We start from the raw sequence: 14,876 nt of genomic DNA on the forward strand, positions 1-14,876 counted from the left end.
ATTAGCAACATTTCGGCTTAAGCAAAAGGCCCGCGCTATTTGCCGGGTCTTTTTTAATGGGGGAAAGAATGTCGAACTACGAGACCCTTTGGGGGGCACGGCCCACGGGCGCGGGACCGGGCCAGAGGCCGCCTAAGAAGCCGCGCACTTCCACCTTCATTGTCGGGGGCATAACCGCGCTGTTCATGATCATCGGGGCGTTCAGCGGCGGCCTTGGCGGCGCACTGCTGTTCCTGGCCATCTCGGCCGGCCTCACCGGCCTCTATGTCCTGGCGACCGGACGCCGTTCGTGGGCCTGGCTCCCGGCCAAGCGGAAGGCGGGCGCCGTCGCCCTTGCCGTCTCCTTTGCCCTGCTTATCGCGGGCGGCTTGGCGATGCCACGCACTGCGACGGCGGATCTGGAGGCGGCCTCGTCGGAGGGCGCTGCCTCGTCAGCCTCCGCTCAAGCGAGCGCGACTGCCAAAGCCACGCCGACGCCGTCGTCCGCCCCAACCGTGCAGGAAACGGGCGCCCCGCTGGATCCTGACAGCCCCTACCTCCTGGCGCAGGGGGCCAGCGTTACGGCTCCGAAGACGCAGCCTGCCTTTGCCACCAAGGCGGTTGACCTGCTGGCCACCCTTCCCATCAAGGGCCGGGCACCGAAGACGGGATATGACCGCGCACTGTTCGGGCAGGCGTGGGCGGACGTTGACCGTAACGGTTGCGACACCCGGAATGACATCCTCAAACGCGACCTTACGGCTATCAAATACACCAACAGTGTGCCCTGCAAGGTGCAGTCCGGCACGCTGGCGGACCCCTACACGGGCTCCAGCATCAACTTCCTGCGGGGGACTGCGACCAGCAGCGCCGTCCAGATCGACCATGTCGTGGCCCTGAGCGACGCCTGGCAGAAGGGCGCACAGCAGCTGACCACGGAACAGCGGACAGCCTTCGCCAATGACCCCCTGAACCTGCAGTCGACGGACGGCCCGACCAACATGAAAAAGGGTGACGGCGACGCCGCCACCTGGCTGCCGCCGAACAAGGGTTTCCGGTGCGAATATGTCGCACGGCAGATTTCGGTGAAGGCGACGTACAGCCTTTGGGTTACCCAGGCGGAACACGACGCCATGGCTAGGATCCTGGCCGACTGCTCCGGCCAGCTCGCACCAACAAACGAGCAGGCGCCTGTGGCCGCCGCGCCAGCGCCTGCACCCGCTGCCGTTCAGCCCGCACCTGTGGTGGCTGCGCCCGCCCCGGCAGCACCCGCTCCGGCTGCCGTTGCGCCGGCCCCTGTTGCTCCCGCACCTGTTGTCCCTGCTCCCGCTCCTGTTGCGCCGGCACCGGCAGCTGCTTACTACGCCAACTGCACAGCGGCGAAGGCTGCAGGTGCCGCGCCGCTCTACGCGGGGTCAGCAGGTTACCGTGCCGCGCTTGACCGCGACCACGACGGCGTTGCCTGCGAAAGCTAGACCGATTCCATGACTCAACAGTTTCAAACTTTCCAAGGGGGAAAAATGAAAAAGACTCTGACATTAGTTGTGCTAGCCGGCCTCATGCTGACCGGATGCGGCGGCAAGCAGGAGGCAGCGTCTGCAACCGCTGTTGCAGAAGTCTCAGACGCTGTCACGGTTCCAAGCGTGATGGGCCTGACCCTGGATAAAGCCACGGATCAACTGGAAGACCTCGGGCTCAAGGTCAAGGCGGAGGACACCGTCGACGGCAAAATGATCATGTCGAAGGAGAACTGGCAGGTGACGTCCCAGGACCCCACTGAGGGAGCGAAGGTGGCGAAGGACTCCACCGTGCTCCTGGGCGTCAAGAACCTTGACAAGGAGGCGGCGGAAAAGGCCGCCGCAGACAAGGCTGCAGCCGAGAAAGCTGCGGCTGAAAAAGCTGCTGCGGACAAGGCTGCGGCTGACAAAGCAGCGGCGGATAAGGCGGCGGCCGACAAGGCTGCGGCAGATGCGGCTGCCGCGAAGTTGGCGGCCGAACAAGCTGCGGCGCAGCAGGCAGCCCCGCAGGCGCCGGTGCAACAGACTGTCCCGCAGGCGCCGGCAGCTGTCTACTACGCCAACTGCACTGCGGCGAAGGCCGCAGGAGCGGCACCGCTGTATTCCGGGCAGCCTGGCTACAGCACCAGCCTTGACCGCGATCGCGATGGCATTGCCTGCGAGAACTAGTCGCAAAGATGCCGTGGAGACCTTTCGCAAGGTCTTCACGGCATCTTTGTTTGTACGGACCTAGAGGCACGCCGGAATAGTGAAGCTAGTGCACTGTCTCCCGTGGCCGTGGCCGTGGCTCTGGTTCGCGTTCTTTGGGACTCAGTATCGAATCAGAACCCAGTGCAAGCAGTCCTGAAAGTAGTGCTGCGAACAAGATTGACGCAAATGCCATAGATGATGAAACACCCATGAGGTACGTGGCAACCGTCAGGCTGAGGGGGCTGGAGACTGTTTCAAGAAACTGGACGGCCGTCATGGTCTTGCCCAGGTCTGGGGAGGGAATCTGTTGGTGGATAAGAGACGTGCGTCCGACAGTCCAGGCAATGCCTCCGGTGCACACGATAAAGAGGGCACCGGCAACAGCGATCCAGGACGGGACGAAGAAGAGCAGGGACCCCCCGGCCATCAGCCACGAGGAACGTTGCATGAGGATGTTTGGACGCCAACTGGAAAACAGGCCGGACAGGATTGATCCGCAAAACAGACCTGCAGCGGCGGATGCACCGACAATCCCCACTTCGGTAGTCGAGCCGCCCAGAGTAACTGAAGTCTGGAAGATGGCCAGCGTTGACAGAGGCGCAGACAGGAAGCCGACCAGAACAACTGTCCCGGCGAAACGCCACCAACCGTTGAGTTGAGAGAGCCTCTTGTAACCTGCAGAAAGGTCCCGAATAAAGCCTGGTCGGTCGGGCGGACTACTTGGACGGTCCGGCCACGGCAGGAAGTTCATTATCAACGCAATCACGGTGAATGAAACAGCGTCCACGGCCAACAACCACCAGGGACCCCAGACAGCACTTAAGGCTCCACCGATAGCTGGCCCCACGATGGAAGCCGAAGTCCATGCCGTGGAGACGGATGCATTGAACTTGGCTGTGCCATCGCCGTACATTTTCGGGATGGCAACGAAGGTTGCAGTTCGCGCGAACATGTCAAGGCTGCCACGAAGGAAGGCGCCGAGCACCAGAACCCAAAAAGGAGTATGCCAGGGGCCGATCAGCACCGCCATGGCTGCCACAACCAGCGCTTGACCCCAATATCCAATGTGGGTCAGGGTACGCGGCGACATACGGTCGGCCAGTCCACCAATCAGCACTCCGGGGAAGGCCTTTGGCAGTTGTGACGCGACGGCCACGATGGACATCTGGGCCAGGCTGCCGCTCGTTTGAAGCACGATGAGCGGTAGGGCGATGTTGTAAGCACCCCCGCCAAGCGAATTGACCCACATTCCTGTCAGGTGCAGGCGTCGCTGCCATGGCTTTGCTGGAGACAATTTATTTTCCTCGGGCTGCGCGGAGAATGGTTGCAAGGTCGCTCTGTTTTTCGACTGAGATCAGGAGCCATTGCATGGTGGGAGCCTGCCAAAAGCTGATGTCCCATGTGCGGGCAATGGCCATGTGGAAGAGACTCGTACAGCAGGGAATCAAGACTCGCCACTTTCCGGGAAGAATAAGCGCGAGGGGCAGCGCGAGCAGCTCGAGGAAGGGAATGGCGCGGGTTAGAACTCGAACCGGCCGGGCAAACCTCTCTTGTGCAAACGGATGGTTATCGGATGCCCTCAAATGCGAGTGATAGATGTGGTTGGCATCGCCGCGCCGGACCCAGGCGTCGGAGCCGTGGATAAGCTTGGACAGGCCAGCCTGCGTGTAGGGCAAGTACAGAGCTACCCGCGACACCGCAATCGGCAGGTCGCCGAGCCCGGTGTCGGTCTTTGCTGAGTGGGGCCACTGACTTGTAGCCAGGACTGCTTCGATAAACGTGTCGTAGGGCCACCTGCCTGGAAGCGACTGGGCCGCCACGGCACGGGTTCCAAGAAATACTCCCAACGCTCCCCGCCGCAGCCAGGAAAATCGCTTTGCATTAGAGCCCTTGCACAGTTCGCTGACAGCGGCTGCTCCCAGCAGCAGACCGGTTGCTATGCGTTGCGTCTTCCACGTTGTGGGGGAATCGGGATTGTGATCCGAACTCAACGGCGCCGGCTCGAGGGCAGCTCTGAAGTCCTGGACAGCAGCCGGGCCGGGCCTCAGCGTAAGAGTCAGGGCGGCGACGATCCACAATCCCGCAGCCCGGACCTGACGAGGACTGACTTGCTTAAAGCGCATTGGATGGAACATAGGCGTACACGACTTCCCTTTCCTGAGGCTTTCCCCTCACCGTCGTCTCCACCCAGATTTCCATTTTGGACAGTGGAACGCTGGGTAGGTTTGCAGGGGCTCGGACCTCGTCAAATGGCCTCCACCGAGCGCTGCGCAGCCGCCGGAGTATCCTCTGGCACAGAACTTGTTTCGGCCGGTCCTCATCAGCCATGAAAATGTGTGCGAACACTGCCCCGGCCCGGAAGAACTGAGTCGGAATGCAGTTTGCCGGCCCGCACGCTACTACCGTTCCGTCTGACAGGTGGAATTCAACAGCGAAACGCGAGAGGCGGTCTTCGAACTTCGCATTGAACATGTTATTTGATGCGATTGGCCAAAAGTTCCTGTTGGCAACGGTCGAAGCCAGTGATGCGACGGTATAGGCCCCGGCCACGGCGACGAGTACTTTGCTGCCGTTGACGTTAGGCGCACGCAACACAGTGAATGTCCCTAGCGAAATCTTCAAAATCTGAAGACAGTTCCAGTGAGTCAAAGACCAGTCTTCGACCATCCAGGTGCGTCGAGCCGGTGAGTAGATAGCGAAACACTTCCATGGCAGCAATGGACGCCACGATGGAGTTGAGGGGTCCAAAGCTTGGTGCCTGGTAGGCCGAGTTGAGATTTTCAGTACTGAGGGACGCTTTGGAGTTCGTCCGCCCGTCGTTGTCTGTTGCCGCGCACAGCAGGCATGGGGTAGTGCCTGGTCTGACGACTGGCCCCACCACTCCTCGTGTGTCTTGGTAGCCGGCGCAGGTAAAGGGAGTTCCGGAGAGAATTGATGCTTCGTTGGACCACTCGAGCACTTCTTGGGGAGTATCGGCGGAAACAACCACGAAATCTGCGTCTAGAAAGATTGGCAAGAGATCTTCGACGCCGGAGATCATCGACGTGATTTCGATGGTGTTGAGGCCGGGAGCTCGAAGCAGAAGATTTTCTGCGGCTGCTTCGATCTTCGTCTTGCCAACGTCCTGGGCAGTGAAGAGATACTGCCTGGTGAGGTTGCTTTCTTCGACGGTATCTCCGTCTACGAGCACGATGGAACCTACCCCCGCCGTCGCGAGCTGCATGGCCACGTTGGTCCCGATGCCTCCGACGCCGATGAGCGCTACCGTTCGGGCGCGGAGCAGCTCGCTTGCTCCCGGCCCTGTGCCGTGAGCAAGCGCGAAGTACAGATCATGGCGGCTGTATTGGCCAGAAAGGTCGATCCTGTAAGGCACCAGAATTTCGGCATCGATGAGCTCCTCGATGATTTGCCCGGAGCTTTCGCCAAGAAGTAGTTGAGCCTCGTTGCCCAGTTCATCGAGTGTTCGTGGTTGTGAGGCAAATCCGAGCAATTCTGCCAGCCCGTGGGGTGCGTCTTCAATTTCGATTGCATTGGGCGGCGCCAAGCCGATTTGCACGGCAGTGTCTGTTGTTATAACGGGGAGCGACTGCTTAAGGGAGTAGGTCGTGGCTACCAATTCTTGCCTCCAATTAGGAGTGGGGACCACGCTGTGCGTGGTCCCCACTTATTCTTCTTCGATCAGTTGAACACGAGGTTCAGCTTGGAACGGCGCTTGGCCAGTCGCTTGAGCTTAAGCACTTTGAATCACTCCTTTTTATTTATAAATTCGTTGGACGGATTGAATCTATGGCATCTGTCATGCATTTGACAAGCTTGTTGACAAAAATTCTTTGAACACTGATTCGTGTTACAAAAGTTGGTTGGACGCGGTATAGAGTCGTGTGCATGTTCGAACTGGTTGTACCCGCTGCCTCCTTCTACCCGTCGTTTGCCGAGTCCCACCGCGAGTGGGACGGCGCCCATCAAGACGGTGCCGGGCTCTCGCCAGACGACGACATCTTCAGCCAGGAAGGGTTTGATGCTTGGGTCCGAAGGCTGTTGGGTGCGGCGCACGTCGTCGAGACTGGCGGCATTGTTCCTTGCACCTATCGCTGGATCACAGAGGGCCCGCGGTATGTAGGAGCGATTGCCTTCCGCCACCACCTCACTCCGGCGCTCCTGAACTCGGGCGGGCATATTGGATACGGCGTTCGGCCTTCCGATCGCGGGCGAGGGGCGGCCTCGTGGGCCCTGCAAGAAATGTGTGCTCGGTTGGCTGCGCAGGGGGAACCTGACCGTGTTCTCCTGACCTGCGATGATGCGAATGCAGCGTCAGCCAGGACTATCGAGCGTTGTGGAGGCCTCCTCGAGGACATGAGGATAGACGGGAACGGGCGCTATTTTCGGCGGTACTGGATCGACCTGGGGCGCTTTGAGCCAGAGGGGCTTGCTGCATTTCCAGCTAAAGCATCCGTGCCAGATGGCGGCCCGCAGTCCTCACGGTGAAGAGACAGCGGCCCGGGAGCGTACACGCTGGCGAGAATTACGACGGCGGCGCGTGACTGTCGTTCGCGTGCTGCTTTCAACTGGACGGCCACTTCGCGGCGCCCGGTCCGTCGAACGGCGGCCACGGCACACCTGTATCCTGACAATGCAGGTTGAATGGCTACAGCGGCCATCAACCAAGCTCGGTTCGCGGCCGGATGACGGTCCGGAATCCTGGGCCGTCGCCTTCCACGTCGTGGATCACCGCCGCAATCGTCAGTCGCCGATCGGGCCCCCGGACTCTTGGAATGGATCTTTATCACTACCGACTCGCCAGCTCCCGTGGGAATCCCGACGCCGGCCCTCAAACCCGCGCGCACAGCTGAGATGAATGATCCCGCCGTCGTGACCTGGGCCGAGGCTGGTGAGAACATGACCGCGCGATGGCGTTCGGCGAACGGCAGGCCGGCGCCGACGCGCGTCGAAGTGGTCTCCGACTCTCTCACGGCCGATGATGCGAACCGGATGGCGTCACAGGGGATCGCGATGCTCTGGCACGGTGACTTCCACAACGCACGGCAGATCCTCAACGCCATGGACCGGCGGATAGGCGCCGGAAAGAAAGAGACCGCAGCAACTCCGGCCGATAAGTTCTATCGGCACCGCCAGTCCCGCTCGCATCGTGCACGCGTTCTCGGCCTGCTGCTGATTCCTCTTGATCCGGGTCCGGTGGTGCCGCTGCGCCGCGCACCGGACATCCGGCAGGCCGCCGCTGAAGCGTACGGCGATATCGGCGAACCTTCCGTTGTGTCCTTGCATGAGCTTGTCGGGGCCATTGGCGCCCACGAGTGGCGACGGAATGGCGTCCACGTCGATGCCCTGCAGGGCCGCATCCACCCGCACTATGGCACGTTCTTCCCCACCCGGAGTGAGTATGTGGATCTCGTGGCCGCCGCTGCGCTTCCCTCTGACACGCTGGCGTTCGACGTCGGAACCGGCACGGGGGTGCTCGCTGCCGTCCTCGCCCGCCGTGGCGTCCACCGCGTGGTGGCGACGGACAATGAACCGCGTGCAATCGCCTGCGCCGCTGAGAATTTCCGGAACCTCGGTGTCCAGGACCGTGCTGAGGCCGTCCTGACCGACATGTTCCCGCCCGGGCGGGCACCCCTCATCGTGTGCAACCCTCCCTGGATTCCGGCCACGCCGCATTCCACCCTGGACAACGCCGTCTACGACCCCGGGAGCAGGATGCTGTTCCGCTTCCTGAACGGACTCTCCGACCATCTGGAACCGGGCGGTGAGGCCTGGCTTGTCCTCTCCGACCTTGCCGAGCACCTCGGCCTGCGGACGCGTGACGATCTGCTGACCGCCATCACGGCGGCTGGGCTGAAGGTGGTGGAACGGCTGGACACCAAGCCAACGCATCCGAAGGCATCGGACCGCGACGATCCCCTGTTCGAGGCGCGCACGGCCGAGGTCACGTCACTGTGGCGGCTTGTTCGCCGATAGTCCGGCGCGATAGGGCGTAGGCCGGCTTAGCCCGCCACCGCCGCCTTCGCCTCCTGCTTGGCCTGCATCCACTCGCTCAGCCACGGGGCCCGGACGCTCGACGTGATGCGGCAGTCGGCCACGAAGGTTCCCTTGGCGCCGGCGTCGATCCAGTCTTGGAGCGCGGAAAGGTCCGTCAGCGAGCGGATGATCGCTGACTCCGCACCGAGCGCGCGGGCGATGCCGCTGAAGTCCACCTCGGGGATCAGCATCGGCTTTTCGGTCAGGCCCTGGGAGCCGTACTGGTGGATCTCCGCTCCGTAGGCGGCATCGTTGTAAATTACGACGACGGCGCTGGTCGCCGCACCGATCAGCGATTCGAGGTCGGACAGGCCCATCAGGAAACCGCCGTCGCCGGAGGCCAGCACCAGGGTGCGGCCGTCCTCCAGTGCACGGGCTGCCCCGACGGCGCTCGCAAGTCCCAGCCCGATGGACTGGAAGGCGGTCCCCACCATGACCAAATCCTGGGGCCGCGGGATGTTCCAGTACATGGGCGCCCACCCGATGAAGTGCCCGCCGTCCTGGACCACGGTGCGGCGCTCCGGCAGCACGGCGTCCAACGCGATGGCCAGTGACCGCGGGTCCAACCGGCCGTCAGCGGTTTCCGTGGTGCCTGCGTGGTGCGCCGGTCCCTCGGCCAGGCGTTTGCGGGCTTCTGCTCGCCAAGCTGCTGCTGAAGCCTCGCCGTCCAGCAGTTGGAGGATGCGTCCGGCGGCGGACTTGGCGTCGGCGCTGACGAACAGGTCCACCCGGGGGTGCGTCGGCTGAAGGGCGGTGTCGATCTGGATGACCGTGCTGTCCGGGCCGAGCAGGTGCCCGAAGCGCATGGTGAAGGGGCTCAGGCTCGCCCCGGCCACGAGCACCACATCGGCCTCACCCATGAGCCCGGCCGCGGTGTCGGTGCCGAAGCCGCCCGCGACGCCGAGATACCCGTCGCCCTGGAGGAGGTTGAGCGCCAGGGCGGTTCCGGCGGTCAGCGCGCCCAGGCGGTCGGCGAGCTCGCGGAGCTCCGGGCCGGCTCCGGCGAGGTGCGCACCGCGGCCGGCGAGGATCAGCGGCCGCTTCGCCCCGGCGAGCAGGCGGGCTACCTGCCCCAGGCCGCCGTCGACGTCGTCCGTTATCTTCGGCGCCGAAGGCGCGGGAAGCTCCTCGTCCGCAGCCTCGAGTGCCGCGAGGTCGTAGGGGATGGCAATGACGACGGCGGTGCGCTTGGTGAGTGCGTACTCCACCGCCTGCCGGGTGATGGAGCCCGCGGCGTCGCGGGTGACGGTGAAGGTGGCCGCGCCGAGGCCCGCCGCGATTGCCGCCTGGTCCACGTCCTGGGGCCGGGCGCCGCTGCTCGGCGCGTCCCCGGTGACCAGCACCACGGGGATCTGGGCCTGGACCGCTTCGGCGAGGGCGGTGAGTGCATTGGTGTAGCCGGGGCCGTAGGTGGTGGTGCCCGCTGCGAGACGTCCTGATGTCCGGTAGTAGGCGTCGGCCGCGGCGATGGCGGCGCCTTCATGGCGGACGGGGGAGAAGCGGAGGCCCAGCTTTTCCGCGGCGTCCAGGAAGTAGACGTTGCCGTTGCCCATCACGCCGAAGACATCGCTGAGATAGCTGCTAAGAACCTGCGCCACGCGGCCGGAGACGGTAAGTGAAGTCATGCAGGAATCTTGTGGGCTGGTTCACAGATAGGCAAGAGAGTCGAGTTTGATTGGGATCTTTGGCAGGAGACAGCAGTATTAATTGAAAATCTGCGCACTTGTGGCGTGCATCACCCGCATTTAGTGGGAAGGGCGGGTTTCCTGCTCGGAGAGCCGGCTGAGGAGGCCGTCGTAGCGGGGCGGCATGAGTTCCAGCACGGAAATGGCCGTGCTGGTGCGTTGGATCCCCTCGATTTCCAGGATCTGGTTGGTGATGCGGTAGAGATCGGCCGTACTGCGTGCCACCACCTTGGCCATGAGGTCCGCGTCCCCGGTGGTGGCGTGCACCTCGATGACCTCCGGGATCGCGGCGAGCCCGTCTTCCACCGCACCTGTCCGGGTCTGGCTGATGGACAGGGAGAGGAATGCCATCAGGTCATAGCCCAGCGCGGCGGGATCCAGCCTCCGGCTGAAGGAGCGGAGGGCGCCGCTGCGCTCGAGCCGTGAAAGCCGGGCGTGGACCGTGTTCCGTGCGACGCCGAGCGTTCGCGAGAGTGCCAGGGCGCTGGCTTCGGGATCCTTGTCGAGGGCCAGAATGATCCTGCCGTCGAGGGAATCCAGGGTGCGGGGGTTCGGGATGGTCATATTTTCATCACAGTCAGTAGAAGTTGAGCAGAAGTCCCAATGGGTTGAGGGTATCTTGCATTGTGGGCCGGGTCACAACATGATCGGTGCTCATGACCCGTGATCAGCTCCTGACAGCACCGGACACCGCGCTCCCCGCCCTTCGTGGCGCGGTGGCCGGACTTCCGCCCTACGTCCCGGGCCGGCGCAGCGCCGGCCTGGACATTGCAGCCCTCGCCAGCAACGAAAGCCACTACGAGCCGCTGCCCGCCGCCGCTGCTGCGGTGGCCGCAGCGGCCGGTACCATGAACCGCTACCCGGACAGTGCCGCCGTCGAACTCCGCGAACGGCTTGCCTTCCACCTCGGCGTCACGGCCGGAGAGGTGGCGGTGGGACCCGGCAGCGTCGGCGTCCTCCAGCAGATCATCACCGGACTTTGCGACGCCGGGGATGACGTGATCTTCGCGTGGCGCTCGTTCGAGGCGTACCCCATCCTGGTTGAGCTGGCAGGCGCCCGGCCGGTCCGCGTTCCGCTGGACGGCGCTGAGGGCCACGACCTCGATGCCATGGCAGCGTCCGTCACCGACCGCACCAAGGTCATCCTGCTCTGCACCCCCAACAATCCCACCGGCGTGCCGATCAGCCATGAACGGATCGAGGACTTCCTGCAGTCCGTCCGCTCCGACATCCTCGTGGTGATCGACGAGGCCTACGTGGAATACGCCGAAGCGGGCAGCGGCCCCGATTCCCTGGCGCTCTACCGCCAGTACCCTAATGTCTGCATCCTGCGCACCTTCTCCAAGGCCTACGGACTCGCCGGCCTGCGCGTGGGATACGCCGTGGCTGCGCCGGCCATCGCTGAGGGACTGCGCCGGACCGCCCTTCCCTTCTCGGTCAGCGCGCTGGCCCAGAAGGCGGCCATCGCGTCGCTGGACGCCGGGGAGGAGATGGAAGCCCGGGTCGCCGCCGTCAGGCAGGAGCGAACACGGATGGCCGCGCAGCTGGAAGCCCGGGGCTGGAAACTGCAGGCGAGCCAGGGCAACTTCCTGTGGATCCGTGCCGACGAGAGCCTCCGAGCGAGGCTGGTGGACGCGTTTGACGCCGCCGGCGTTATGGTCCGGGCGTACCAGGGAGACGGGGTGCGGATCACCGTTGCCGCCCCGGCCTCCAACGATCGCGTGCTCCGGCTTCTGGAAGCCCACGCAGCCTAACAAACCGACTGACCTGAAATTCAATCCGTTCCACCTACAACCAGAGGACTCCCCATGGAACAACAGACAATGACGTCTGGCCGCGCACTGGGCGCGGCACTCAAACCCCGCCAGCTCACCATGATGGGGCTCGGAAGCGCCATCGGCGCGGGCCTGTTCATCGGCTCCGGTGCCGGCATCCAGGCTGCCGGCCCGGCCGTGCTGATCTCCTACCTCGTGGCCGGCACCCTGATCATTCTGGTGATGTGGGCCCTCGGTGAGATGGCCGCCGCCAATCCGGACAGCGGTGCCTTCTCCGTCTACACCGCCAAGGCCTACGGGCCGGTGGCCGGTGCCACCGTGGGCTGGCTCTGGTGGCTGCAGCTCGTGGTGGTCATCGCGGCCGAGGCGCTCGGCGCGGCAGGCCTGCTGGCCACCATCTTCCCCGCCCTGCCGGTGTGGCTGATGGCCTTCGTGTTCATCGTGGTGCTCACCGCGGTGAACCTGACAAGCGTGAAGAACTTCGGCGAGTTCGAGTTCTGGTTTGCGCTGCTCAAGGTGGCGGCAATTGTCGGGTTCCTCCTGGTGGGCGCCGCCCTGCTGTTCGGCTGGCTGCCGGGCGTGCAGTCGCCGGGCCTGACCAACTTCACCGGAGCCGGCTTTGCGCCCAGCGGTTTCGCCGGTATTGCCACGGCACTCTTCGTGGTGGCTTTCGCGTTCGGTGGCACCGAGATCGTTTCCGTGGCGGCAGCTGAGACCGCCGAGCCTGCCCGCAGCGTGAAGAAAGCAGTCCGCACGGTGCTGTGGCGCATCCTGATCTTCTACATCGGCGCTATCTTCGTGATCGCGGCTGTGGTTCCCGTGGGTTCGGCGGGGCTGAAGAGCCCGTTCGCCGCGGTGTTGGATGCCGCAGGCATGCCCGGTGCGGCCACCGCCATCACCCTGGTGGCCGTCGCGGCATTGCTCTCCGCCCTGAATGCCAACCTCTACGGTGCGTCCCGGATGGCGTACTCCCTCGCCGAGCGGGGTGAAGCGCCACGCCTGCTCGCCTCGGTGTCCAAGGCGCGTGTCCCGGTTGTCGCGGTCCTGGCCAGCGTCGCTTTCGGCGTTGTCACGGTGGTGCTGGAGCTGGCCTTCCCGGAGAAGGTCCTTCCAGTCCTGCTCAACATTGTGGGGTCGACGTGCCTGCTGGTGTGGACCTCCGCGCTCCTCGCCCAGCTCGCGCTGCGCCTCCGCGCCGACCGGGAGGGAACGGAGCTTCCCCTGCGGATGCCCGGCTTCCCGTGGCTCACGGTGTTTGGCTTGGTCATCCTCGCCGCGATCTTCACGGTGGGCTTCATCGGCGAGGATTCCCGCCCCCAGCTCCTGAGCACGTTCGCACTCGTGGCGCTTCTGGCGGTGGCGAACTGGCTGCACCACCGGAACCGGAAGGTTGCGCCTGTGGTCGAGGCTTCGGATGCTGCCAAGCAGCCGGTTCTTATCGACTGAACCAGGTGCACCGAACGAATTCGTAGGTTCAGGGCACACGAAGGGCGCGTCCGGCTTTGGCCGGGCGCGCCCTTCGCTGCAACAGGGTGGCCGATGTTGCTCCGCTAACGGCGCCGAGGACGCTGTCGGATATTTCGTCGCGCACGTACTATCTCGCCAAGACTCCCTCTTCCCCGGGCCGCCGCCAACATCCAGGTGTGTCGCAAGGCGACACGGAGCGGGTCTTAGACGTTTGGAGATACGGAATCTGTTTCTGGATTGAGCGCAACGAGTCTTCCACTTCCCGGTTGTCTATGGTCTTGACGAAGTTGGCTATGAAGCGAAGGTTCTGAGCTTGTTCCTCCACGTGCCAGAGAAGCCTCGCATCCGACTCTTTCAGTGCCTGTTTATCGCCAAATCGCATCACTCGCAAAGCTGTCCTGCCGACCGCAAGGCGCTCAAGCGCCCATGCCACGACGTAGTAGGCCTGTATCAGCTCCGGTTTGCTGATACGCGAATGCTGATCATGGGTGCCGTAGAGCCAGTTTCCGATGCGATCGCGGGCGCCGGCTACCTCGCCCGTGGTCAAGTCAGCCAGCAATCCGACGGAATGCTGCCGTCGGCTCGTTTTCAGTGCGGTGTGAGCAGTCATCCAACTGACGAAGGCGGCGATGGCACTGGCCACAGCGGCGAGCGTCGCCCATATCGCTTCGGAATCCACTAGCTGCCCCCAAATACCCATAAACGAAGTTGATCGTTGCCGATTCTTCCTCATCGGAGAGGTCATCGTTGAACACCCCGCTGGTCTTCTTGACCTGCGTGTCGCACTCGCTTGAGTACCGCGCGCCCTCCTGCCGGAGCCGGGGCAGTATGGCAGGCGCTTGGACGGCAGTGGGTTCTTTGGGCAGCGGGCCCCTCGAAGTACGACGGCGGCCGCGACCAGGGAATGCCAGCACTGCCGCAGTTCCCGAAGGACTTGAATGAGAGCATTTGGGTGGGGCCGCAGGTGTCGCGCGTGGCGGAGCGGCGTGCAATGTGGACCATGTCTGTAGGCAGTCGAGTCGTACCGGAACCTCAAACCTCCCGAACGGCGATAGGGTTCATATGCATACTTGAGTCGTGGTGCCAAAAGTGGCACCATTATGTAGGTGGGGAGCATCGACACGATCGAAAAGCAAGCTAGAAACTCACCTGAGAACGTCTCCTACAGTGACATGCTCAAGCTCTGTACTCATTACTTCGGCGAACCCAGAGCAGGTTCTGGAAGCCACAACGCAATCTTCAAAATGCCCTGGGCCGGCGATCCCAGGATCAATCTGCAGAACAAGAATGGCAAGGCCAAGCCGTACCAGGTGAAGCAAGCCATAGCCGCTATCGATCGGAGCAAGGAGAAGTAGATGTCTATCCGGAAAGCAGCTGCCCTGCCGTCCCCGGTGGCGCAGTACCGTTACTCGGTCCAGTGGTCGCCGGAGGACCAAGAGTTTGTGGCCACGGTTCTCGAGTTCCCGTCCCTCTCCTGGCTGGACGAGGACCAGTTCGAGGCGCTCCGCGGCATCGAACGCTTGGTGTCCGACGTGATCGATGAACTTAGCAAGTCCGGCGAATCAGTGCCCCAGCCCATTGCGACCCAAACGTTTAGTGGGAGGCTCAACCTTCGGGTGCCTCCCGAACTTCACCGGAAGCTGGCGATTGAGGCGGCCAATCACGGTATGCCCCTCAATAAGTATGCAACGGAGCGGCTGACGGCCTAAGCCTTGATCCACCGACGGACT

At 63.4% G+C, this 14,876-nt stretch carries 14 protein-coding genes; 8 read left to right on the forward strand and 6 right to left on the reverse strand.

Annotation, left to right across the window (positions count from 1 at the left end):
* Positions 1–68: 68 nt before the first annotated feature.
* Positions 69–1,454 carry a DUF1524 domain-containing protein gene (locus J7I79_RS04525; protein ID WP_214950797.1) on the forward strand — a complete coding sequence of 462 codons (1,386 nt, stop codon included), beginning with the start codon at positions 69–71 and terminating at the stop codon, positions 1,452–1,454.
* Between the two features lie 45 nt (positions 1,455–1,499).
* Complete coding sequence (locus J7I79_RS04530; RefSeq protein WP_214950799.1) at positions 1,500–2,165, forward strand: excalibur calcium-binding domain-containing protein; 666 nt, start codon at positions 1,500–1,502, stop codon at positions 2,163–2,165.
* Between the two features lie 85 nt (positions 2,166–2,250).
* Here the strand turns inward: J7I79_RS04530 and J7I79_RS04535 are convergent, their stop codons facing one another.
* The 3 genes from J7I79_RS04535 to J7I79_RS04545 all read right to left on the reverse strand — a co-directional run bounded on the left by J7I79_RS04535 (position 2,251) and on the right by J7I79_RS04545 (position 5,802).
* Positions 2,251–3,480 (reverse strand): MFS transporter, encoded by a 1,230-nt coding sequence (locus J7I79_RS04535; RefSeq protein ID WP_214950801.1) that lies wholly within the window; start codon positions 3,478–3,480, stop codon positions 2,251–2,253.
* Position 3,481: 1 nt separating this feature from the next.
* Entirely contained in the window at positions 3,482–4,177 is a 696-nt protein-coding gene (locus J7I79_RS04540; RefSeq protein ID WP_251042357.1) for a hypothetical protein, read from the reverse strand.
* A gap of 587 nt (positions 4,178–4,764) precedes the next feature.
* Positions 4,765–5,802 (reverse strand): TOMM precursor leader peptide-binding protein, encoded by a 1,038-nt coding sequence (locus J7I79_RS04545; protein ID WP_251042358.1) that lies wholly within the window; start codon positions 5,800–5,802, stop codon positions 4,765–4,767.
* Positions 5,803–6,071: 269 nt separating this feature from the next.
* Between J7I79_RS04545 and J7I79_RS04550 the strand changes: the two genes are divergently transcribed.
* Together J7I79_RS04550 and J7I79_RS04555 are read left to right on the forward strand one after the other, a co-directional pair.
* Positions 6,072–6,671: a GNAT family N-acetyltransferase gene (locus J7I79_RS04550; protein WP_214950804.1), complete on the forward strand. Its 600-nt coding sequence runs from the start codon at positions 6,072–6,074 to the stop codon at positions 6,669–6,671.
* Positions 6,672–7,037: 366 nt separating this feature from the next.
* Entirely contained in the window at positions 7,038–8,159 is a 1,122-nt protein-coding gene (locus tag J7I79_RS04555; RefSeq protein WP_251042359.1) for a class I SAM-dependent methyltransferase, read from the forward strand.
* 26 nt (positions 8,160–8,185) lie between these two features.
* Here the strand turns inward: J7I79_RS04555 and J7I79_RS04560 are convergent, their stop codons facing one another.
* Together J7I79_RS04560 and J7I79_RS04565 are read right to left on the reverse strand one after the other, a co-directional pair.
* Entirely contained in the window at positions 8,186–9,844 is a 1,659-nt protein-coding gene (locus J7I79_RS04560) for a thiamine pyrophosphate-binding protein (protein WP_214950806.1), read from the reverse strand.
* Between the two features lie 120 nt (positions 9,845–9,964).
* Positions 9,965–10,468, reverse strand: coding sequence for an Lrp/AsnC family transcriptional regulator (locus J7I79_RS04565; RefSeq protein WP_214950808.1), 504 nt, complete (start codon positions 10,466–10,468; stop codon positions 9,965–9,967).
* Positions 10,469–10,560: 92 nt separating this feature from the next.
* Here J7I79_RS04565 and hisC point away from each other — a divergent pair, with 92 nt between their 5' ends.
* Both hisC and J7I79_RS04575 read left to right on the forward strand, forming a co-directional pair.
* A complete protein-coding gene (gene hisC / locus J7I79_RS04570) occupies positions 10,561–11,658 on the forward strand; it encodes a histidinol-phosphate transaminase (protein ID WP_214950810.1) in 1,098 nt (365 codons plus the stop codon).
* 54 nt (positions 11,659–11,712) lie between these two features.
* Positions 11,713–13,125, forward strand: coding sequence for an amino acid permease (locus tag J7I79_RS04575; RefSeq protein ID WP_214950812.1), 1,413 nt, complete (start codon positions 11,713–11,715; stop codon positions 13,123–13,125).
* 148 nt (positions 13,126–13,273) lie between these two features.
* Here J7I79_RS04575 and J7I79_RS04580 read toward each other — a convergent pair whose 3' ends face one another.
* A complete protein-coding gene (locus J7I79_RS04580; RefSeq protein WP_214950814.1) occupies positions 13,274–13,825 on the reverse strand; it encodes a hypothetical protein in 552 nt (183 codons plus the stop codon).
* Positions 13,826–14,252: 427 nt separating this feature from the next.
* On the opposite strand from J7I79_RS04580, the gene J7I79_RS04585 reads away from it, so the two are divergent.
* Complete coding sequence (locus J7I79_RS04585; protein WP_311380516.1) at positions 14,253–14,501, forward strand: toxin HicA; 249 nt, start codon at positions 14,253–14,255, stop codon at positions 14,499–14,501.
* On the forward strand, positions 14,502–14,855 hold the full coding sequence (locus tag J7I79_RS04590) for a type II toxin-antitoxin system HicB family antitoxin (RefSeq protein WP_214950816.1): 354 nt from the start codon (positions 14,502–14,504) through the stop codon (positions 14,853–14,855).
* The last annotated feature ends 21 nt before the right edge of the window (positions 14,856–14,876 follow it).

The sequence above is a fragment of the Arthrobacter sp. ISL-69 genome (assembly GCF_018613775.1).
In the GTDB taxonomy this organism is placed as follows: Bacteria; Actinomycetota; Actinomycetes; order Actinomycetales; family Micrococcaceae; genus Arthrobacter.